18 protein-coding genes are annotated in these 19,336 nt (G+C 69.1%); 7 read left to right on the plus strand and 11 right to left on the minus strand.

The annotated features are described in order from the left end of the window. Window positions 1-9: 9 nt before the first annotated feature. Genes BN13_RS01470 through BN13_RS01480 form a run of 3 tightly spaced genes read left to right on the plus strand, consistent with a single transcriptional unit; the run spans window position 10 to window position 3,694 of the window. Window positions 10-1,602, plus strand: coding sequence for a hypothetical protein (locus BN13_RS01470; RefSeq protein WP_048543834.1), 1,593 nt, complete (start codon window positions 10-12; stop codon window positions 1,600-1,602). Next, a complete protein-coding gene (locus tag BN13_RS01475) occupies window positions 1,599-2,741 on the plus strand; it encodes a glycosyltransferase (RefSeq protein WP_048543836.1) in 1,143 nt (380 codons plus the stop codon). Before BN13_RS01470 ends, BN13_RS01475 begins: the two co-directional genes overlap by 4 nt. Before the next feature lie 8 nt (window positions 2,742-2,749). Next, window positions 2,750-3,694, plus strand: coding sequence for a phosphotransferase family protein (locus BN13_RS01480; RefSeq protein ID WP_048543838.1), 945 nt, complete (start codon window positions 2,750-2,752; stop codon window positions 3,692-3,694). A gap of 23 nt (window positions 3,695-3,717) precedes the next feature. Here BN13_RS01480 and BN13_RS01485 read toward each other — a convergent pair whose 3' ends face one another. Further along, window positions 3,718-5,679: a sulfotransferase family protein gene (locus BN13_RS01485; protein WP_048543840.1), complete on the minus strand. Its 1,962-nt coding sequence runs from the start codon at window positions 5,677-5,679 to the stop codon at window positions 3,718-3,720. Between the two features lie 370 nt (window positions 5,680-6,049). Here BN13_RS01485 and BN13_RS01490 point away from each other — a divergent pair, with 370 nt between their 5' ends. Further along, window positions 6,050-7,309 (plus strand): hypothetical protein, encoded by a 1,260-nt coding sequence (locus BN13_RS01490; protein ID WP_048543845.1) that lies wholly within the window; start codon window positions 6,050-6,052, stop codon window positions 7,307-7,309. A 90-nt stretch (window positions 7,310-7,399) separates the two neighbouring features. Here BN13_RS01490 and BN13_RS01495 read toward each other — a convergent pair whose 3' ends face one another. After that, window positions 7,400-8,941, minus strand: coding sequence for a hypothetical protein (locus BN13_RS01495; protein WP_048543846.1), 1,542 nt, complete (start codon window positions 8,939-8,941; stop codon window positions 7,400-7,402). Between the two features lie 160 nt (window positions 8,942-9,101). On the opposite strand from BN13_RS01495, the gene BN13_RS01500 reads away from it, so the two are divergent. Both BN13_RS01500 and BN13_RS01505 read left to right on the plus strand, forming a co-directional pair. Continuing rightward, complete coding sequence (locus BN13_RS01500) at window positions 9,102-10,631, plus strand: lipopolysaccharide biosynthesis protein (RefSeq protein ID WP_084733498.1); 1,530 nt, start codon at window positions 9,102-9,104, stop codon at window positions 10,629-10,631. A 13-nt stretch (window positions 10,632-10,644) separates the two neighbouring features. Continuing rightward, on the plus strand, window positions 10,645-11,574 hold the full coding sequence (locus tag BN13_RS01505) for a sulfotransferase family protein (RefSeq protein WP_048543848.1): 930 nt from the start codon (window positions 10,645-10,647) through the stop codon (window positions 11,572-11,574). A 33-nt stretch (window positions 11,575-11,607) separates the two neighbouring features. Here the strand turns inward: BN13_RS01505 and BN13_RS19515 are convergent, their stop codons facing one another. After that, window positions 11,608-12,360 (minus strand): hypothetical protein, encoded by a 753-nt coding sequence (locus BN13_RS19515; protein ID WP_048543850.1) that lies wholly within the window; start codon window positions 12,358-12,360, stop codon window positions 11,608-11,610. Window positions 12,361-12,430: 70 nt separating this feature from the next. Between BN13_RS19515 and BN13_RS01515 the strand changes: the two genes are divergently transcribed. Continuing rightward, a complete protein-coding gene (locus BN13_RS01515; RefSeq protein ID WP_048543852.1) occupies window positions 12,431-13,405 on the plus strand; it encodes a sulfotransferase domain-containing protein in 975 nt (324 codons plus the stop codon). Between the two features lie 174 nt (window positions 13,406-13,579). On the opposite strand, the gene BN13_RS01520 is transcribed toward BN13_RS01515, so the two are convergent. The 8 genes from BN13_RS01520 to BN13_RS01555 form a co-directional block, all read right to left on the minus strand. Continuing rightward, window positions 13,580-14,503 (minus strand): RluA family pseudouridine synthase, encoded by a 924-nt coding sequence (locus BN13_RS01520; protein WP_048543854.1) that lies wholly within the window; start codon window positions 14,501-14,503, stop codon window positions 13,580-13,582. Beyond that, the gene (gene lspA / locus BN13_RS01525; RefSeq protein ID WP_053079687.1) at window positions 14,503-15,045 is read right to left on the minus strand and encodes a signal peptidase II; all 543 of its coding nucleotides are present in this window, start codon (window positions 15,043-15,045) and stop codon (window positions 14,503-14,505) included. The genes BN13_RS01520 and lspA overlap by 1 nt, the downstream gene beginning before the upstream one ends. Then, window positions 15,018-15,455 (minus strand): TraR/DksA family transcriptional regulator, encoded by a 438-nt coding sequence (locus tag BN13_RS01530; protein WP_048548741.1) that lies wholly within the window; start codon window positions 15,453-15,455, stop codon window positions 15,018-15,020. Before BN13_RS01530 ends, lspA begins: the two co-directional genes overlap by 28 nt. Window positions 15,456-15,594: 139 nt before the next feature. Continuing rightward, the gene (locus BN13_RS20705) at window positions 15,595-16,734 is read right to left on the minus strand and encodes a DivIVA domain-containing protein (protein WP_048543856.1); all 1,140 of its coding nucleotides are present in this window, start codon (window positions 16,732-16,734) and stop codon (window positions 15,595-15,597) included. A 59-nt stretch (window positions 16,735-16,793) separates the two neighbouring features. After that, complete coding sequence (locus tag BN13_RS01540) at window positions 16,794-17,069, minus strand: YggT family protein (RefSeq protein ID WP_048543857.1); 276 nt, start codon at window positions 17,067-17,069, stop codon at window positions 16,794-16,796. A 63-nt stretch (window positions 17,070-17,132) separates the two neighbouring features. Then, window positions 17,133-17,615, minus strand: coding sequence for a cell division protein SepF (locus tag BN13_RS01545; protein WP_048543859.1), 483 nt, complete (start codon window positions 17,613-17,615; stop codon window positions 17,133-17,135). 91 nt (window positions 17,616-17,706) lie between these two features. Further along, complete coding sequence (locus tag BN13_RS01550) at window positions 17,707-18,417, minus strand: YggS family pyridoxal phosphate-dependent enzyme (RefSeq protein ID WP_048543862.1); 711 nt, start codon at window positions 18,415-18,417, stop codon at window positions 17,707-17,709. Further along, window positions 18,414-19,154 (minus strand): polyphenol oxidase family protein, encoded by a 741-nt coding sequence (locus BN13_RS01555; RefSeq protein ID WP_048543863.1) that lies wholly within the window; start codon window positions 19,152-19,154, stop codon window positions 18,414-18,416. The genes BN13_RS01550 and BN13_RS01555 overlap by 4 nt, the downstream gene beginning before the upstream one ends. Window positions 19,155-19,336: the final 182 nt, after the last annotated feature.

Consider the following 19,336-nt stretch of genomic DNA (forward strand, 5'->3'; position numbering starts at 1 on the left):
CTTCATGGGGTGACAGTGGAGGAATCAGGGGTCGTTCTCGACCACCGACGTCAGTTGAGCTTGCTGCGGCGCAACCTGTGGTTGATCGCCTTGCTGGCGCTCATCGGTGCCGCCTACCCGGCCATCCGCGCCGTGCAGAATGGCGTGCCGCACGTGGCCACCACCCAGATCCTGGTGGGTGAGCCCGTGACGCTGCCGTATGCGACCGGCACGCAGGGCACCAATGCCACCAAGGACAGCGGTCGCCTCGTCGACGCCGAGCAGCGCCGGATGGAGAGTGACCGGGTCGCCCAGGCGGTCGAGGCGACGCTCCCGGCCGGCCACGCGCCATACGAGACGCAGTTCAGCGCCAACGCGAGCACGACGAATGTCGTCTCGGTCAGCGTGACCTCGCCCAATGGCGACGTCGCGAAGGCCGTGGCCAATGGCATCGCGAAGGCCTACATCGACGCCCTGTCGAAGTACAACACCGAGGTCCTCGACTCCGCGCAGAAGGAGCTCGACGCCAACATCAGCGACATCGACGAGCAGATCTCCAAGCTGGAGAAGGCCCTCTCCTCGGCCGACCCCGATGCGCTCGCTCAGGTCCAGGCCGTTGTCGGCCCGGCCCGCCAGGCGCTGCTCGACCGCCGCGAGGTCCAGCAGTCCCGCATCGACAATGTCGCGCTGGTGAAGTCCGTCGGCACCCTCGGTGGCGCCCAGGTCATCCAGGAGGCCGACGTCAAGCCCTCCTTCATGGCCGTCCTGACCCCCATCCTGACCGGCCTCCTGCTCGGCGGATTCCTCGGCTTCCTGCTCGTGTGGATCCGCGAGGGCCTGAGCGGGCGCATCGTCGACGCGAGCGACCTGGAGCCGGCCGGTGTCCGGGCCAAGGCGACCTGGCCGGCCGCGCTCGACCTGCCCGGGGCCAAGACGCAGTTCCTGCCCGAGGTTCCCAAGGGCGATGTGGCCGAGGTCCGCGCCCTGGCCGCCACCATGTGGCCGACGCTGAGCAAGACCTCCGGGCGCGATGTCACCCTGCTGGCGCCGCTGACGGGGCAGTCGATCGCTCCCCTCACCCTCGCCATCTGGCTCGCCCGCGAGTTGGACGGTATGGGGCACCGCGTCGCCGTCGTCAACGCCGACTCCGCGTCGGCCTCCTCCCGCAGCGCGCTGTCCGCCATCACGGCCGGCAGCCCGGCCTCCGGCGGTGTGACCACGGGTCACTTCGGTGAGGTTCTGGTGGTCGACGCGGGCCCGTCGGAGGCCGTTGTCGGCGCACCCGCCTTCGGCACCGTGCTGGAGCAGGTAGCCCGCGAGCGCGATGTCGTGATCGTCGTCGGCCCGGCCCTGGCGTCCCAGGCCGGCAGCATCCAGGCCGCGCCGTTCGTCAACCGCGCCATCCTGCTCGTGAAGTCGGGATCGGTTCGCCGCTCCTACGCCAAGAAGGTCATGGACGAGCTGCGCGGCTACGCCTCGACGCTGCCGGTGCTGGCCAACCCCGAGGTGCTGCTCTACTCCGTCAAGAGCGTGCGTCCGCGCACGCCCGTGCCGGATGCCGCCACCAGCACCATGGTCAACCGGTCGGGCGAGGCTGCCGGGACGCCCACGGCCGTTCGGTGAGCACCGGGCCGGTGAGCACCGGGCCGGAGCGCGCGTCCCGGGGACCAGTTGTCCACATCGCACACGACTACATCACCCAGCGAGGTGGTGCCGAGCGGGTCGTCCTGTCCCTGCTCGACGCCTACCCCGAGGCCGAAGTGGTCACGAGCATCTATTCGCCCGAGAGCACGTTCCCGCAGTTTCGGGGGCGGACGGTGCGCAAGCTGTGGCCGAGCCGGATCAAGGCGTTCCGTCGGGACCCGCGCCTGGCCATGCCGGTGCTCGCGCCGGCGTTCAGCCTCGCCCGGGCCGAGCGCGGCGATATCGTCATCTGCTCGAGTTCCGGGTGGGCGCACGGGCTCAACACCACCGCGGCGAAGGTGATCTACTGCCACACCCCGGCGCGGTGGCTCTACGCGACGGAGGACTATCTGCCCGAAGTCCCCAAGCCGATGCGGTTGCCGGCGCGCTACCTTGCGTTCCCGCTGCTGCGGGTTTGGGACCGGCGCGCGGCACGCAAGGCGGCGGTCTACATCGCGAACTCCACGGTGGTCAAGGAGCGCATCCGGCGTGCCTACGGGATCAATGCGACGGTGATCCACCCGCCCGTATCCATCGATGTCGACGGTGCGCAGGAGCCGGTGCCCGGCGTCGAGCCGGGCTACTTGTTGTGCGTCAGCCGGGCGCGGGGCTACAAGAATGTGGCCGCCATCTGCCAGGCGGTCGCCGACAGTCCGGGTGAGCGGCTGGTCGTCGTCGGCGGTGTGCCGGACGGCGCGGTCGGCCCCGAGGCGGCCGACCGCATCCAGGGTGTTTCCCGGTTGAGCGATGAGCAGATGCGGTGGATCTACTCCAACGCCGCCGCACTGATCGCCGTCAGCCGAGAGGACTTCGGGCTGACCCCGATCGAGGCCTACGCCTTCGGCACGCCCGCGATCCTCCTGCAGGCGGGTGGCTACCTCGACTCCAGCATCGACGGCGAGACGTGCATCTTCGTGGCCTCCGGTGATGCCGAGGCGATCCGGGACGGCATCGCCCGCTTCCGGGCGACCTCGTTCGACCCGGACGCGCTGCGCGCCCACGCCGAGTTGTTCTCGGAGCGCACTTTCCACGCCAAGATTCAGGCCGTGGTCGATCAGGTCGCCGCGAAGGCGCACTGATCGTCGCGATGGGCCCGGCTCCAGCGCAGGCAGCGGCGGCAGCGCACGCTGCCGCCCTCGACCTTGGCATCGATCCGGCGACCCTGACCCGGACGGCCGCAGGCTCCACGAGTACGGTCTTCCTGGGCTCGGGAATCGCGGTCATCGTGGCGGCGCCAGGTGCCGACCTGGACGACGTCAGCCGTCGCGTCGACCTCGCCGCTGACCTGGCGCGTGACGCGCGATTCGTCCGTCCACGCTGGGACGGTGCGCGCGATGTCGGCGGGCGGGTCGTGACGGCCTGGGACTTGGTCCCCGTTGACACTGGTCCGGTCGATTGGCAGTCCGCCGGGGCCGCGCTGCGCGCGCTCCACGCGGTGTCGGCCGGCGCCTACCGCGACCGGCACGGCTTGGCCGACCTCGGCTCCCTGGCGGATGTATCCGCAGGCATCGAGCGCGCCCGCGAGTGCCGACGCATCCCGGCCTCCGCTGCCGTGGTCCTGCGCCGCGCGGTCGACCGGCTGACCGACGAGATCGCTCCACACCGTCGGGACCTGGTCGTCGTTCATGGCGACCTGCACGCGCCTAACCTCATCCACGGCCGTGGTGGGGCCGTGCTCTGTGACACCGACGAGATCGGGGTGGGCCCTGCGGCATACGACCTGGGGATGCTGCTCGACCCCCTGCGCAGCGCCGTCCCGCGCGCGTCGCTCGGGGATTTCGTCCGGGGGTATGGCGCGCCCCTCCCCCCGCTGCCCGTCCGGCGCAGCTTCGCCCGGGTGGCCCACCTGCGGCGTACGGTGGCCCTCCTGACGGTGCCGGCGTCGTCGGCGCACGCGCGGTTCTACGAGGCCGCCCGCCTCGGTGCCTGGCAGGCAATGGACCGCGATTGGAGCGCCGACCTCGTGCCGGTGGTCGCCCTGCCACCCGGGCGCCGCGCCCGCCTGGCCGCGCGCCGGTTGCGCCCGTTCTGACAGCCCCGCCCCCCGGGGGCCGCTCAGTTGTGGGTGCCCGCCCCGGCCTTCGTCGAGGCGCTCCACGCGCTGAGGTCGCGGCCGAGGATCTGCTCCAGACGGGTGACGTCCTCGCTGAACCGCTGAGTCAGCACTGCGCGATCCTCCTCGGATAGGGCGCGACGCTGCAGGTTCCACGAGGCGAGGCGTTGGGCGATCGCCATACCGGCCTCGTAGGGGATCACGCGCTTCAGCGTCGTCTTGACCGGGTTGCGCTGGGTGAGCAGCTTGTTCAGGGCCCGGAAGCGGGGGTTGCCCGAGGCGTTCATGACCCGCTCGCTGGCGATATCGACGGGCTGCAGGCCGAGGAACTCGAAGATCTCCGCGAGGACCTCTTCGTGCCGCGACACCAGGTCTTCGTAGAGCACGACCTTGAGCTGCTCGGCGGGAACCGCCTCATAGCAGGCGGCGAGCTGCTCGCCATACTGCGACATCGACTCATAGAAGAACCCCGGCGACCAGTCGGCCTCGCGGCGCTCAGCTTCCAAGCCGAAGGCGCGCAGGAAGTCGTCGACCGGCTCGCGGTTGTCGCGCATCATGTGCGACCACGCCGAGAAACTGCGCTCCGCGGGGTTGCGCAGCACCGCCAGGAACTTCATCTTGGGGTTGTGCGCGATCGCCCGCCGTAGCGCATCCGGCGAGCTCATGTAGTAGACCGACGCCTCGCCACGGATCTGGCTGGCCTCGGCGCTCGCGAAACACTCGAGGTACCGCGCCTTGTCGCTAATGATCAGCGGCAGGAACTCCTCAGCGTCACTCGGACCACGGAAGTCCGGCTGCTGGCCCTCGTAGAGGAAGAAGTGGCTCTCCTTCTCGCGGGCGAAGAAGATGTCTGGATGCTGGCGCAGGTAGTAGCTCAGCGACGTCGTCCCGGACTTGGCCGCACCGATGACCAGGAAGTCTGGTCCGTCCGGCGCATCCGCCGGACGCGCCGGCGTGGTGGACGGCGAGGCGGAGCTCACGGCGGATTCGGCGTCGCTCTTGTCCGCCGAGGCGGCGTCGACCGAGGCGATCCGCGGCGCGACCTTGCCGGTCGCCTTCGGTGCCGGCTGACGAAGCCACTCGCCCAGGTCTCGGCCGGTCAGCGATTGCAGGAGTTCGATGTCTTCGCGATAGATCTCGATCAGCTCCGAGCGCACCGCGGGGCTCACGCTTTCGCGCTGCAGGCCGTTGGCCAAAATCGAGTCGACGCCACGCTGCAGCCGTTCCGGAACGATCGGCTTGGCCCAGGGGCGAGACACCCGGCGCAGCTTGTAGGCGAGGGCGACGGCGGAGTTGCGCGGGCGGCCGGAGACGTTGAATTGATTGGCGAGCGCCGCCGAGTCGGGCATCGGGTCGACCCCGAGCCACTCGCAGACGTCATCGAGCACATGCTTGGCGTCGACGCGCAGATCCTCGTTGAGGATGACCTTGACCCGGTCGGCGCCGAAGGTCTCGAAGTAGGGCTGCAACTGGCGCCCGTAGAAGCCCGTCATGACGTACTGCGAGCCGGGTTCGATGCCCGGGGGCCGGCGGATCGCCTCGCCGAAGGGCGCCCGTTCCAGGCTGTCGCGCACGAAAGCCTGGTAGTCCGAGAACGCCCGGTCGATCGGGTTGCGCAGGATCGCCAGCAACTTGGCGTTGGGCAGTTCCTCGGCGATGCGCGGGCAGGCGTATGCCGAGCGCATGTATTCCGGGGAACACTCGCCTACCAGGGCACCCGCCGGGGCTTCTTCGAACAGGGATTCGTACTGCGCCAGGGTCCGCGCACGGTGGCGCTTGTAGACCGAGTTGCGCTCGACCTCGGGCCGCGGCGAGCCCTCCATGTCGGCGTGCTCGTAGGCGAAGTAGTTGGGCTCCTGCAGCCACGGCATGTAGATCTGCGGGTGGTCGCCCAGGAACTGTGCCAAGGAGGTCGTCCCCGACTTGAAGGCCCCGATCACGAGGAAGTCAGGCAGTCTCCCCACGCTCAATCTCCTGTTCGTTCTGGTGGCTCTCGGCCACGGATGGGCGCCCCCGCGGGGCTGGCTTTGCACGGTCCAAGTTGACAGTTTAATCGAGTCTTGGTCATGCTGATTAGCACGAAGACAGTACCCAACCGGCGGCAACCCTTCGACATCCCCGTCGCGAGCCTTCTGTTCGCGCCTGCCGCCTGCGACATTCGGTCGCACCTGCACGAGGCCAGGCACCTCCGAGCCCGGCCGCGACACGGAAGGTCCCCCCTTGATGGGAACTCTGCCAACCCCTGCTTTACCGTCCCCTGATTTAGCCGGCTTCGACCCCGCCCCCAGCGACGAATCGCATGGGGGCATTTCACGTCGTGCCTCCCTCACCGGAATGGCCGGCTTCGCCGCCACGCCGTTCCTGGCACAGACGTCCGACGCGTTCAAGATCAACTTCGGCGAGCGACAGGACACCACCGGCCGGCCGCTGAGTGTCCTGGCCAACACCATGGGCGTCTGCACGGTCACCTCGACCACGTCCGGGCTGTGGGGCCAGCGTGACAAGGTCATGTGGGTCCTCAAGAGCGTCGGCGCCAAGTGGATCCGCTCCGAGATCTACACCGGCAACAAGGGCCAGGTCGCCTGGCTCAACCAGCTGGCCGCCAATGGCATCCGGACCAACATGATCATGCAGGACCCGGCGATGAAGAATGCGACGCCCGAGCAGTTGGTGTCGCTGATCGCCTCGTCCATGCCCAATGCCTGCCACAGCATGGAGGGCGCCAACGAGTGGAATCTCGAAGGCGGCGCCAATTGGGCGTCGGAGTTGCGCACCCACCAGCAGCGCATCTTCCGGGCGGCCCGCGGCAATGCGGCCACGCGCAACAAGCCGGTCGTCGGTCCCGCCCTCGGCATGCGCAAGGGGTATCAGGAGTACGGCAACCAGTCGGCATACATGGACTGGGGCAATATCCACCTCTACACCGGCGGCTTCGTCCCGGGCTACCGCAGCGACGAGGTCATCAAGGAGGAGCGGCGCGTATGCGGCTCCAAGCCGGTGATCGTCACCGAGACCGGATGGCACAACGCCAGCAAGTACAAGGGCACGCACAACTACACCCCCGAGGACGTCGCGGGCGTCTATGCGCCGCGGCTGATCCTGGAGTACTTCATCCGCAACGTGCCCAAGGTCGGCATCTACGAGTTGATCGACGACCGTTCGGACCCGGGTATGACCAACCACGAGGCGCACTTCGGCCTGGTGCGCAACAACTGGTCCCCCAAGCCGGCCTTCATCTCGCTGGCCAACATGAACCAGATCATCAACCGCCAGTACCGCACCTCCGGGGCGCGCGGCGGATCGCTCTCGTTCAAGTTCAACAGTGGCCCCGCCGACCTGCGCTCCGCGTTGGTCGCCCGCGAGGACGGCCGCTTCCTGCTGTTCCTGTGGCGCAATGTCGCGATCTACGACCCCAACAAGCGCCGCTACTTGAGCCCGTCCTCCGCGACGGTCAGCATCGACTGGCTGACCCAGCGCAGTATCCGGCGCTACGCGCCCGCCAGTTCGGCCAACGCCTTGTCGTCGGAGCGCAGCTCCCGCTCGACCGTCTCGCTCAAGGGCGAGATGCAGATCCTGGAGATCACGCCCAACTGAGGGCCGGACACCTGCTGGCGCAGCTTGTGCTGAGCCCGAACGCGACGGCGCCCCGGAGACTGTCTCCGGGGCGCCGTTCTCCTTCGCGTCTTACTCGCGGGCCAGGCGCTCACCCTCGGGCGGGCGGCGTCGGGAGTACACCACATACGCTCCCCCACCGGCAGCGGCGAGGAGAGCGAGCGCGCCGAGCCCCAGGAGCAGGCCACCGGGACCGGAGCTGCCCGAGGACGTGGCGGGCGGCTGAGCCGTCGCGGACGCGGTGGGGGTGAAGGTGGGGGCCGCGCCGCCCACCTGCACGACCTTGACCCGCTCGAGGCCGGTGACCGTGATGCTCGTCCCGGCGGGGGCCGGCGATACGGTCCGCCCATCGACGACGAAGCTCGGCGTGGCGGTGCTCAGGTCGAGGCGGACCGAGGTCGACGCCGCTGCGGGATCGGGCAGCGCGCCGCGCTGCCACAGGATCACGAACTGGGTGCCATCCGAACGCGTCAACATCAGATGCTCCACCGGCGTCGTCGCCGCGGCACCGGCCGCCGGCGTGACCGTGACGGTGGTGGCCGGGGCCTTCACGGTGCCGGCCGCGCCGGGATCGCTGAGCAGGTTGAGCAACGACGAGAGCGCCTGGTAGGCGGGTGTCTCGCTCAGGTCGGGGCGGATCAACCCGAAGTAGGCCTCTTGCTCGGTCAGCGTCGGGTCATGGCGCTCATCGGCCAGTTGATAGACGAACGTGCGGGTGACGCCGGCCTCGTAGTTCTCCAGCAGGGTCCGCAGGAGGTATTGCGCCTTGACATCCTCGGTGACCGGCTGCTGATTCTGTTTGCGGTTGAGCGCCGTGTGGTAGCCCGTCTCGGTGACGATGATCGGCTTGCCCGGAGCATTGGCGCGCGCCTGCGCGAGCAGGTCGAGATAGTCCTCGGGCGGCCCGCCGTTGGCGTAGTTGTGCGCATTGACATAGTCCTGGCAGCCGGCCATCCCGGTCAGCAGCGGGACACGGAAGCGGCGCGCAACCGACGGCCCGACGACGGGGACATCGGCCCATTCCGGGTTCTGGTGAACGGCGTCGAACAACTGACATTGGTATGACCGTAGGTCATCCAGCCAGGTCGGCCCGCCCTTGCTGTCCCATTCGTTGGCGGTCTCGATCGTCTCGACGACCGAGCGCAGGTTGTTGTCGTGCGCGGTCTGCAACAGTTGCGCCGGGTCGGGTAGCACGCCGCTGGACACGCCCGCCGAGCCGACGACGAGGTTGAGCTTGATCCCGTAATCCGGCAGCTTGTGGAAGGCGGAGATCAGTTCGGGGGTGGGTGCCGGGGTCATTCCGTCCCGGACATGCCGCACCCCGAGCGCCCGCAGCTTGCCCAGCAGCGCGTCGACCTGGCCATAGGTGGTATCGGCATACCGAAAGTGGGTGACGACGCCGACGCTGTCGACGAATCCCGCCGCGGTCCCCTGGCCGGCGGCCGCATCCGCGGCCGTGGTCGCGGGCGTGGTCGTGGCCGTGGTCGCGGCGATCACGGGGGCCGCCACGGCGGACCCCGCGGGGGCCATCGCGACGGCGCCGGCAAGGATCAGCGCCGGGGCCGCCCCCCGGACCCATCGCGAAGTCCGCTGCCGACCGGGACTGTTGCGCACGCCATACCCCCTGGATCTCGATTCCGTAGGCAATGCGGCGACATCGTAGACCAGTGGCCTTGCCGTATGCTGGGGAGTCGGCCGGTGCGGGCGCCACCCCATCACGCCGAGCCCGGGACCGGGAGCGTCCCGCCCCTTCCCCCGGATCCGGAGTTGATGTGTGAAGCCCCAGGCTGTGCCCGCGACCGGGCGACCACTCGCCCGGACCGCGGCCTTCACGGCGCTGTCGAATATCGCGCTGCCGCTCACCTCGCTCATCTCGGGGCCGATTCTCGCGCACGCGCTCGGGCCCGACCAGCGCGGCCAGATGGCTGCCGCGGTCGCCCCGGCGTTCGTGCTGATGTTCATCGCCAATATGGGCCTGCCCGAGGCGACCACCTTCGCGATCGCGAAATTGCGCCAGGATCCCCGCGTCGTCTTCCTGCGGGCCATCAGTGTCTCGATCCCGCTCGGCATCGTGGCGGCGACGATTTTCTGGTTCGTCGCGCCGCATTTCTTCAGCGCGGAGATGCAAAAGGTCGTGCCGCTGGCGCGGACCATCATCTTCTTGCTGCCGCTGCTGATGATGGTGATCATCTTGCGCTTCGCGGTGAACGGCATGCGCAATTACCGCGCCGTCAACACCGAGCGCGTGTTGACGCCGATGCTGCGGCTGCTCGCCTTCGTCGTCCTCGCCGTCACCAGCCTGCTGACCGTGCGCACCGCCGCCCTGTGGCAGATGGTCGCCACGATCGTCGGCGGTTGCTTCCTGTTCATCGCCCTCTGGCGCTTCCGGCCCGACCCCGCCGAGATCCAGCCGACGGCGCCGCACCTCACCCGCACCCTGACGGTGTATGGCGCGAAGGGCTGGGGCGCCGTTCTCGGCAATCTCGTCAACTGGCGCCTCGACCAGTTGGTGTTGGTGGCCCTGGTCTCGCCCTTGCAGTTGGGCTATTACGTCGTCGCGGTGCACTTCTCCGAGATTCCGTCGACGGCCATCAACGCCGTCCGCAATGTGCTGTTCGCCGAGGCGGCGCACCGCAACAGCCCGGAGCTGATCGCCCGCGCTGCCCGCGTGGTCGTGTTGCTCGTGGCCGGTGGGGGGCTCGTCGCCGCGGCGCTGGCCAGCCTCGTCATCCGGGTGCTGTTCGGCAAGGCATTCCTGCCCGCCGTGCCGATGGCCTTGGTCCTGTTGGTCGCCACCGTGCCGTTCTGCTTGGAGCAGATCGTCGCGGCCGGGCTCCTGGCCGAGCGCCGCCCCGGGCTGCGGTCCGTCTCGCAGATGATCGCCGCGGCCATCACCGTGGCCGGTCTGCTGCTCCTGTGCCCGCACCTGGGCGCGATGGGTGCGGCCATCACCAGCCTGATCGCCTACACCATCAACGCGGCCATCGCGGTCTACCAGTTCAACCGCGCGACCGGAGCCCGGCCGGTGGATGTCGTCATCCCGCGGCCCGCTGACGCACGCTGGGTCTGGTCGCGAATCACCGGCATCCTTCGCAAGCGCCGCCGTCGCAGTGAACAAGGCCCTGCGGGCGGCGCTGGCGCCGCGACCGCCGCGGGTGCCGCGACCGCTGCGGGGGCCGGGGTGGCCGCCACCGAGGCCGTCGACGCCTCGGCCGGACCGCTGCGCGCGCCCGACGAGGACGACGACGATCCCACCAACCCCATCGCCCACCCGACGATGATGCCCGAGGAATACGAAACCTGATGCGGAGGACCCCGTGACCGAAACCCCTGACCCCACCAGCGGGCGCCTGCCCAATCTCGTGATCGCCGGCGTGACCAAGGCCGGGACGACCTCGCTCTTTCGCTACTTGGCCCAGCACCCCGACATTCAGCCGTCCGACGAGAAGGAACTCCGTCACTTCTTGCCGCTGCGCTACGACGAGCCGATCGGCACGCTGGCGGAGTATGCCGCGCACTTCGCCGGCTGGTCGGGTGAGCGCTACTCGATGGAAGCCTCGCCGGGCTACTTCTATGGCGGCGCAAAGGTTGCCGGTCCGATGGCGCAGGCGCTGCCCGACGTCAAGGTGATCGTGCTGCTGCGCGAGCCCGGCCAGCGGGCGTTCTCCTTCTTCAACTTCATGCGGTCCCGCGCGACCCTGCCGCAGGATGCGGCCTTCGACCCCTGGCTCGACAAGGCCATGGCTCTGGTCGGCGAGGGCACGGACCAGCTTCGCGAGAACCACCCGTGGTCCGGGGTCGGCACCAGCATGTACGACCGGTGGCTGCAGGAGTGGATCGACGCCTTCGGTGACCGCCTGCACGTCCTGTTCTTCGACGAGTTGGCCTCCGACCCGATGGCGACGGTCGTCTCGGTCTGCGACTGGCTCGGGATCGACACTGCGGCGGCCGAGGCGTTCGACTACGAGATCGAGAACAAGACCCGGCAGTTCCGCTTTGCCAAGCTGCAGAAGACGGCCCTTCGGATCAACCGGGCCAATGTGCTGTTCCTGGAGCGGCACCCGCGCCTGAAGCGCTCGATCCGTAAGACCTACTTCTTGGTGAACTTCCAAAAGGGTGGCGGCGGGATGGCACCGGCGAGCCGGGAGCGCCTCGACGACTTCTATCGACCCACGCGGCAGAGCGTGCTGGCCTCGCTGCGCCCGGGCGAGCGCGAGCGCTCGCCGCACTGGCTCACCAAACCCTGATGAGCCGGCGCGCCGGGCGACCGGCGCGCCCGGCTACTTCTTGTTGTCCTTGAGGTCCTGGATGTGCTGCCAGTGCGCATTGCACTGGTCGACGAGCGTTCGCGTCGTCGCGTACTGCTTGTCGGCGCTCTCCTCGGCCTCGGCGAAGGCATCCTTGGCGGCCGCGAGCGAGGCCTTGGCGCCGGTGACCTGAGCGGCGATCGCCTGAATGGTCGTCCCGGCCGAGTCCAGGCGCGAAGATACGGCGTCGCTGGCCAACAGGCTCGAGGCGGCCTTCTCCAACTTGTCGTAGGCCGCCGAGGCGTCGTCGACCTTCCCGGAGAACGCCTTCAGCGTGCTCGCGAGCTTGTCGTATGCCGTGTCCCCGGCATCCAGGGACTCCGTCACCCTGGTGCGGACCGACCAGGCGGCCGACCGCTTGGCATCGAGCGGTCCGCAGTCCCAGCGGGCGGCCTTGCGCTGGTCCAGGGCCGCCTTGACGGCGGCGCGCATGTCCGACATGTCGTCGGTGAGGTCGCTGCGCGCGCCGGAGAGCTTGCGCGCCGCGCTCGACAGCGTCTCGTCGGCCGAGAGCGTGGTCAGGCTTGCCTCGAGGTCGCTCAGTCCGGGCAGGTCGGCCGGGGCCGCCGTCGTGGAGGTCGACGTGCTGAAACTCGGGGTGCCGGACGACGTGCCGTCGCCGCCCGAGCCACCGCATCCGGTGACGAGCAGAATCGAGGTGAGTGCCGCGGCCGAGGTGACCAGCGCGCGCCGGGGCGCGGCAGAACCGGCGGTGGTGAACAGCATACGAATCAAGCTCCCCCGGGTGACGGCATCCGGGCATGGAGATTATCACGCGCATGAGATGATGGGCCCCATGCCCGCAACCCTCGGAGGACCTTGGCCGCAGCGTGCCCGCTATCCCAAGGCCAAGACCGTGCACAAGGCCCGGCGACACCCCGCCGTCGAGACGGCCATGCAGGCCGGGCGGCTGGCGACGCGGTCCATGGGCGTCGCGAGCGCGCCCCTGCGCCCGGACCCCGACTTCCTGCTGATCGGGGCGAAGCGGGGCGGGACGACCTCGGCCTATTTCCACATCCTGTCCCACCCCGACGTCCTGCCCCTCTTCCCGTCGGCGAAGCTGCTGCCGAAGGGGCGCGACACCAAGGGCACAAGCTTCTTCACGACCAACTATCACCTTGGCTCGATCTGGTATGCCTCGCACTTCCCCAGCCGGTTGCAGCGGGCCGTCCACCAACGGCGGGCCGGCCACGCCGGTGTCGCGGGTGAGGCCTCGCCCTACTACCTCTTCCATCCGCTGTCCGCTCAGCGCGTGCACGATCTGCTCCCCGACACCAAGCTGTTGATCGCGCTGCGCGATCCGGTGGACCGGACTCACTCGGCGTGGCGGGAGCAGACGCGCAATGGGGTCGAGAAGCTCGGCTTCGAGGACGCTCTCGACGCCGAAGAGGCGCGGCTGGCCGGCGAGGCGGAGCGACTGGTTCGCGAGCCGGACTACATCAGCTTCGCGCACGAGTTCCAGAGCTATGCCCATCAGAGTCGGTATGCCGCGTCCCTCGCCCGCTGGTTCGCGCTCTTTCCGCGGGAGAACATCCACGTATGGGCGAGCGAGGACTACTACGCGGGGGCCAATGAGACGGTGCAGGGGATCACGGCCTTCCTCGGCCTCGATCCGAGCCGGCTGCCGACCATCGAGCAGCGGTTGAATGCGGCGCCGAAGACCGAGATGGACCCGGCCACCCGTGAGCGGCTGCGCGTCTTCTTCGCCGACGATGTTGCCGAGACCGAGCGCCTGCTGGGCCGCACCCTGCCCTGGTCGAACTTCCACTGACCGACCCAGTCCGCTGACAGACTCGGGCGCGATCAGACTCGGGCGCGATCAGACCCGGGTCGCGATCAGCTTCGGGAGACTTTCCGGCGCTCTGGGTGGCTTTTCTGGCTGCCAGAAAGCCACCCAAAGCGCCGGGTTCTGGGATTGGGCGGGAATCCGACCGCGCCCCTCGGGCTAGGCGTCGAGGAGGTCGAGGGCGTGGGCGAGGTCCGCGGCATACGGACTGGTGAAGGTGACCGGCTTTCCCGTCTCGGGGTGCAGGAAGCCTAGTTCGACGGCGTGGAGCCACTGGCGCACCAGGCCTAGCCGGGTGGCGAGGGTGGGGTCAGCGCCATACGTCAGATCCCCGACGCAGGGATGGCGCAGCGCCGAGAAGTGGACCCGGATCTGGTGGGTGCGACCGGTTTCCAGCTTGATCTCCAGCAGGCTGGCCGACCGGAAGGCCTCGAGAAGCTCGTAGTGCGTCACGCTCGGCCGCCCCGATGCCATCACCGCGAACCGGTAGTCATGGCCCGGATGCCGCCCGATCGGCGCGTCGATCGTGCCCGACAACGGATCCGGCAGCCCCTGGACCACCGTGTGATAGGTCTTGTCGACCGAGCGGGACCGGAACGCCTGCTTCAGGATGCTGTAGGCGCTCTCGCTCTTGGCCACGACCATCAGCCCGCTCGTGCCGACATCGAGCCGCGAGACGATTCCCTGGCGCTCTGCCGCGCCGGACGTGGCGATGCGCACGTGCGCCGCGGCCAGGCCGGAGAGCACATTGGGCCCGTCCCAGCCGACACTCGGATGCGCGGCCACCCCCGCCGGCTTGTCGACCACGACGATGTCGTGATCCTCGTGGACGATGCTCATGCCCGCGACGAGTTCCGGGACGACGGTCAGCTCGTCCGCCGGTCCCGGCAGTCGAACCTCCACCACGTCCCCCGTCCCGAGCCGGGTCGACTTCGCGGCGACCTGTCCGCCCACCAGGATCTCGCCCGCCGCGGCGAGCGCCGCCGCTTGTGCGCGGCTGACCCCGAACATCCGCGCGACGGCCGAGTCGAGCCGTTCACCGGCAAGTCCGTCCGGGACGGTGACCACTCGGACGTCACCCATCACGACTCCCGCGTTCCATCGAGTCGTATGCCGCGCAGCGCGTACGCCGCGAACGCCGCCGCCGCGAGAACGATCACGATGTCGGCGACATTCCCCACGAACATGCCGCCGTAGTCGATGAAGTCGACCACGTGGCCGCGCCCGACGCCCGGCTCGCGCAGGAAGCGATCCAGCAGGTTGCCGATCGCTCCCCCGGCAACCAGCCCCAGAATCCAGGCGTAGCCGCGCGACAGCAGGCGCGTGTGCGCCAGGTGCAGGATTCGGATCACGATGCCGACCGCGATGGCCGTCACCACATAGGTCATGCCGTCCAGCATCGAGAACGCCGCTCCGGGGTTGCGGATCAGGCGCAGCGACAGCAGGCCGTCGATGAAGGGGTGGGTGACCCCCGGCTCCAGATCGCGCAGCGCCCACCACTTGGTGACCTGATCGATCAGGACCGAGGCCGCCAGGACGACCCAGACAAGGGTCGCCCGGCGTCGAGCGGTGGAATGGGGGGCCGACTCGGCCCGAGTCAGCGGCGTTCCTCTTTGCTCTTGCATGGCAGACATAGGGTCGCACGGGGGGCGGCCTCCAGGCGAAGTTTGCCGATCGCGTTGCCGCAGTTCTCACACGTGCCGTAGGTGCCGTCTTCGAGCCGCTCGATGGCACGGGTGCTTTGGACGAGGAGCTCGCGGGCGTTGTTGGCCAGGCTGAGTTCCTGCTCCCGCTCCAACGTCTTGCTGCCGGCATCGGCCTGGTCGTCGCCAGCGCCGTCTCCGGAGTGCCGCATCAACTCGACGACCTCGTGCTCGGCGACGTCGATCTCGCCACGCAGGGTCTCGATATCGGCCTCGAGGCCGGCGCGGATGGCGGCCAGCTCCGCAGCCGTCCAGGGCGCCTCCCCGTCCTTGACCGGCGGGGACGGAACCGAGCCTTGCGCGGTGGAGCGTGGTGCCCGTGTCGGCGACATCGGCATCCCCTTCTGGCCTGGGCGGGTAGGAGGTTCTCGCGGACCTCGCAGGAGGAGAATAGGGCACCTGGGTGACAAAAGGCCGCCGGAGGCGAAGTTGCCTTCGCTCTCCGGCGGCCTGTCCACCTGGTGGAACGCCTCAGGCGTCCGCGACCTCCACGCGGGCCATGGACGTGCCGCTGAGGGTGTCGAGCTCCAGCAGCTGCTCCTGGAGGTAGCCCTTGAGGTGCGCGCGGTACTCGGACTCGAACGCGCGCAACTCCTCGATGGTCATCTCCAGTGACTGCCGCTGGCCTTCCAGGCTGCCGAGGATGTTGTCCCGCTGGCCCTGGGCCGCCGCCACGATCTGGGCCGCGTGCTCCTTCGCCTGACGCAGCATCGTCTCGCTCTGCTCCGTGGCGTCCGCGATCAGCGAGTCGTGCTCGGCCTGCCCGGTCGACAACAGCTCCTCGTGGCGCGCCTGCGCCTGGCCGACCAGCTCGTCGTGGAAGCTCTGCCCCTCGGTGACGAGGCGCTCGTGCGTGGCGGTGGCCTCCCCGACGCGCTCGTCGTGGATGCGCTGGGCGATGGCGAGCAACTCGTCGTGCCGCGCCTGGCCTTCGTTGACGAGGCGCTCGCGGGTGTTCTGGCCCTCGCTGACGTGCTCGTCGTGAACTCGCTGGGCCAAGGCGATCAAGCCGGAGGCGTCCGTGGGGGCGGGCGCCGGCGGGGCCGCCGCCACCGCGGATGACGCGGCGGACTGGGCCTCGGTGACCTTGGCCTCCAACTCGCTGAGGCGCTCCTGCATGGCGCGCTCAGCCGCCTCGGCATCGGAAGCGCGCTGACGCGCCGCATTCTCGGCCTCGTCGGCCCGCGCGTTGGCGGCCTCGACCCGCTCGCGTGCGGCCCGCTCGGCCTCGTCCGCGCGCAGGTTGACGTCCATCAAGTGCTTATCGATTGCGGCCTGCTCGCCATCACCGGAGGCGGCGGCAGCGGCAATGCGCTCATCGGTCTCGCGGCGGTGGCGCTCTTGCAACTCGCCGAGTGCACGCTCGGCCTCCTGACGCAAGGCAACCTCGCGGTCGATCCGCGCCTGCCATTCTCCCGTGTCAACCGACACGGGGATGGGGGCGGAGTCCGTCACCTTGGCATTGCGGCAGTTCTCCAGGTCGGCCGTGAGCCGGCGCATGGTCGCGACTACCTCGTCGAGGAAGTCGTCCACCTCGCGCTCGTCATACCCCCGACGAAACTGCGTGGTCCCAAACGTCTTGTTAAGGACGTCCTCGGGAGTCAGCGGCATGTCATCTCCTTGTCCTACATGTGCCCCGCCCCGGAATATCCGAGCCCCGACAACACACTTTAGAGGATGGAGAGGAGTACTGAAATTGCGAACATCAAGATGAGAAACGACAGATCTATGGCCACTGACCCCACCCGGACCGGCGGAATCACTCGTCTGAGGGCTTTGATCGGCGGATCCGACAACGTGTAGATGATCTCGGCACCGACCAGGACCGGCCCCCGCGGACGCCAGTCCCGGGCAAAGACCTGGACCCAGTCCAGCACGAGGCGCAGGATGAGAATGACGAAATAGATGTAGACGGCGCTCTTGAGCACCTCACGCAGCATCACCATGGCGCCCCCATCGTCGCCCGCGAAGCTGTGTGCGGCCAAACCGCCGCGACGGATCTCACGAGATCAGCTCTGGTTGAACAACTCCCGCGGCGCCTCGACCACCGCGTCGTCATTGGCGATCTCAACGTGCGACGGCGACAGCAGGAACACCTTCGCCGTCACCCGCTCGATGCTGCCATGCAGGCCGAACACCAGACCGGCCGCAAAGTCGACGAGGCGCTTGGCGTCGGCGTCACTCATGTCGGTCAAGTTCATGATGACCGGGACACCGTCGCGGAAGCTCTCGCCGATGTTCTTGGCTTCGTTGTAGGTCCGCGGGTGGATGGTCGTGATGCGGCTCAGGGCCCCCATCGGGTCCTCCCGGACGAGTCGAGCGACATTGGTGGTCTTGCGGGCGACCGGGGCGACCTCGGCCGGGCCCGCCATCTCGGGCTCCTCGAGCGACTCGACCTCGTCATAGTCGTCGGCCTCGTAATAGTCGCGGTAGCGATCGTCCTCAGCGAACCCGAGGTAGACCATCGTCTTCTTCAGCGCGCCGCCGGCCATGCCACTTCCTTAGCTATTGGGTCACCCGGGATCAGCCGGGAGCTTTGATGCCATAAGTCACGAGTTCGATGCCCGTGACGACGCAACGAAACTATCCAACCCGGACGCGAGAACCGAGGATTGCCGATCCGACACGCAGGTGTGTCGCGCCAGCGGCAACCGCCGCCTCCAGGTCGGCACTCATCCCGGCCGACATCATGGTCGCGGCCGGCGCTTGCGTCAGGACCCGCTCGCGAATCCGGGCCAGGTCGGCGAATGCCCGCGCGGGATCGGTTCCGCGCGGCGGCACCGCCATGACACCGCGCAGTGCCAGTCCGGCCGCGAGGGCCGATTCCACCAGGGCAGGGACATCGGCCACCGGGGCACCCCCGCGGGCCGGATCACCGTCGAGGCTCACTTGAATGAGGATCGCCGGATGGCGATCCGTGGCGGCCGACGCCCGGGCAAGTGGCGCGACCAACTTGGCGCGATCGAGTGTGTGGATGGCGTCGGCATACCGGACGGCTTGGGCGGCCTTGTTGGTCTGCAACTGGCCGATGAGGTGCAGACACGCACCCGCGAACGCCCCGTCGTCGGACTTGGCCGCGGCCTCCTGCACCCGGTTCTCGCCGAACTCACGCACACCGAGATCCACTAGGCGACGGACATCGTCGGCCGGATAGGTCTTGGTCACGACGATCAAGGTGACCGACTCCGGGTCCCGACCGCTGGCCGTGGCCGCCCGGCGGATCCGGTCCCGCGTCGCGGCGAGGTTGTCGGCCAGCAATCGCGTCCGCGGGTCGCCCGCGTCGCCCTGCGTCATGTCGTATGCCGCACGATCGCCCCGCCGAAGCGGCCCGTCACGCCGTCGCGCCGGTAGGAGAAGAGGTCAGCTCGCTCGCGCGTGCAGGCGTCCAGTCGCTCCGCACGGACGCCGAGGCGGGTTAGTTGGCCGAGGGCCCCGGCAGGCAGGTCGAGCCCCGGGGTTCCGTGCGAGGTGGTCGTGAAGGCCTCCGGGGCCACCGCGGCGACGTCACGGCGCATCCCGTCTGGCACCTCATAACAAGGACCACAGATGGAGGGGCCGAGCACGGCCTCGATGGGCCCGGCGCCGAGGTCACGCATCGCGGCCACCACCGTGTCCAGCAAGCACGCCGCAAGGCCCGGACGGCCAACATGTGCCACCGCGATGACGTCCGTCCCCGGCGCGTGCAGGAGGACCGGAATGCAGTCGGCCACCATGACGACGAGCGCCACCTCGGGTTCGCGCGTCACGAGCGCGTCGGCCTGCGGATAGGACCGGTCGGGATCCTCGTCCCGGAGATCGGCTGCGCTCAGGTGGACCAACCGGCTGCCGTGCACCTGACGCATGAAGGCGATCCGCTCGGCGGCGACACCGAGGCGCTCCGCCACCAACTCTCGATTGGCCCTCACGGACGTCGGGTCGTCGCCGACATGGTCACCGAGGTTGAGGCTGGAAAAAGACGACGCGCTCGTGCCGCCGTGGCGATCGGTGACGACCCGATGAATCGGGCCGGCCACGTCCTGCCAGGCGAACACGAGCGCGACGAGTGAGGCGGGGGACTACTTCAACCAGGACGGGACGTCCAGGTCGTCGTTGTCCTCGAAAACGGGCTGCTTCGGCGGGCGAACCGGCTCGACGGGAGCTGCCGGTGCCGGCTGGGTTGCCGGGGCCGCGGGCGCAGGGGTCGCCGGGGCGGGCGCGGTGATCGGACGAGCGG

This window comes from Nostocoides jenkinsii Ben 74, assembly GCF_001046875.1.
GTDB classification, from domain to species: domain Bacteria; phylum Actinomycetota; class Actinomycetes; order Actinomycetales; family Dermatophilaceae; genus Nostocoides_A; species Nostocoides_A jenkinsii.

Coding starts and splice junctions, on each gene's coding strand:
- BN13_RS20705 (WP_048543856.1), bottom strand. CDS start 16,734: ATGCCGCTGACTCCCGAGGACGTCCTTAACAAGACGTTTGGGACCACG.
- BN13_RS01490 (WP_048543845.1), top strand. CDS start 6,050: ATGGCCGGCTTCGCCGCCACGCCGTTCCTGGCACAGACGTCCGACGCG.
- BN13_RS19515 (WP_048543850.1), bottom strand. CDS start 12,360: ATGCTGTTCACCACCGCCGGTTCTGCCGCGCCCCGGCGCGCGCTGGTC.
- BN13_RS01545 (WP_048543859.1), bottom strand. CDS start 17,615: ATGGCCGGCGGCGCGCTGAAGAAGACGATGGTCTACCTCGGGTTCGCT.
- BN13_RS01480 (WP_048543838.1), top strand. CDS start 2,750: ATGGGCCCGGCTCCAGCGCAGGCAGCGGCGGCAGCGCACGCTGCCGCC.
- BN13_RS01530 (WP_048548741.1), bottom strand. CDS start 15,455: ATGTCGCCGACACGGGCACCACGCTCCACCGCGCAAGGCTCGGTTCCG.
- BN13_RS01515 (WP_048543852.1), top strand. CDS start 12,431: ATGCCCGCAACCCTCGGAGGACCTTGGCCGCAGCGTGCCCGCTATCCC.
- BN13_RS01520 (WP_048543854.1), bottom strand. CDS start 14,503: ATGGGTGACGTCCGAGTGGTCACCGTCCCGGACGGACTTGCCGGTGAA.
- BN13_RS01550 (WP_048543862.1), bottom strand. CDS start 18,417: ATGACGCAGGGCGACGCGGGCGACCCGCGGACGCGATTGCTGGCCGAC.
- lspA (WP_053079687.1), bottom strand. CDS start 15,045: ATGCAAGAGCAAAGAGGAACGCCGCTGACTCGGGCCGAGTCGGCCCCC.
- BN13_RS01540 (WP_048543857.1), bottom strand. CDS start 17,069: ATGGTGATGCTGCGTGAGGTGCTCAAGAGCGCCGTCTACATCTATTTC.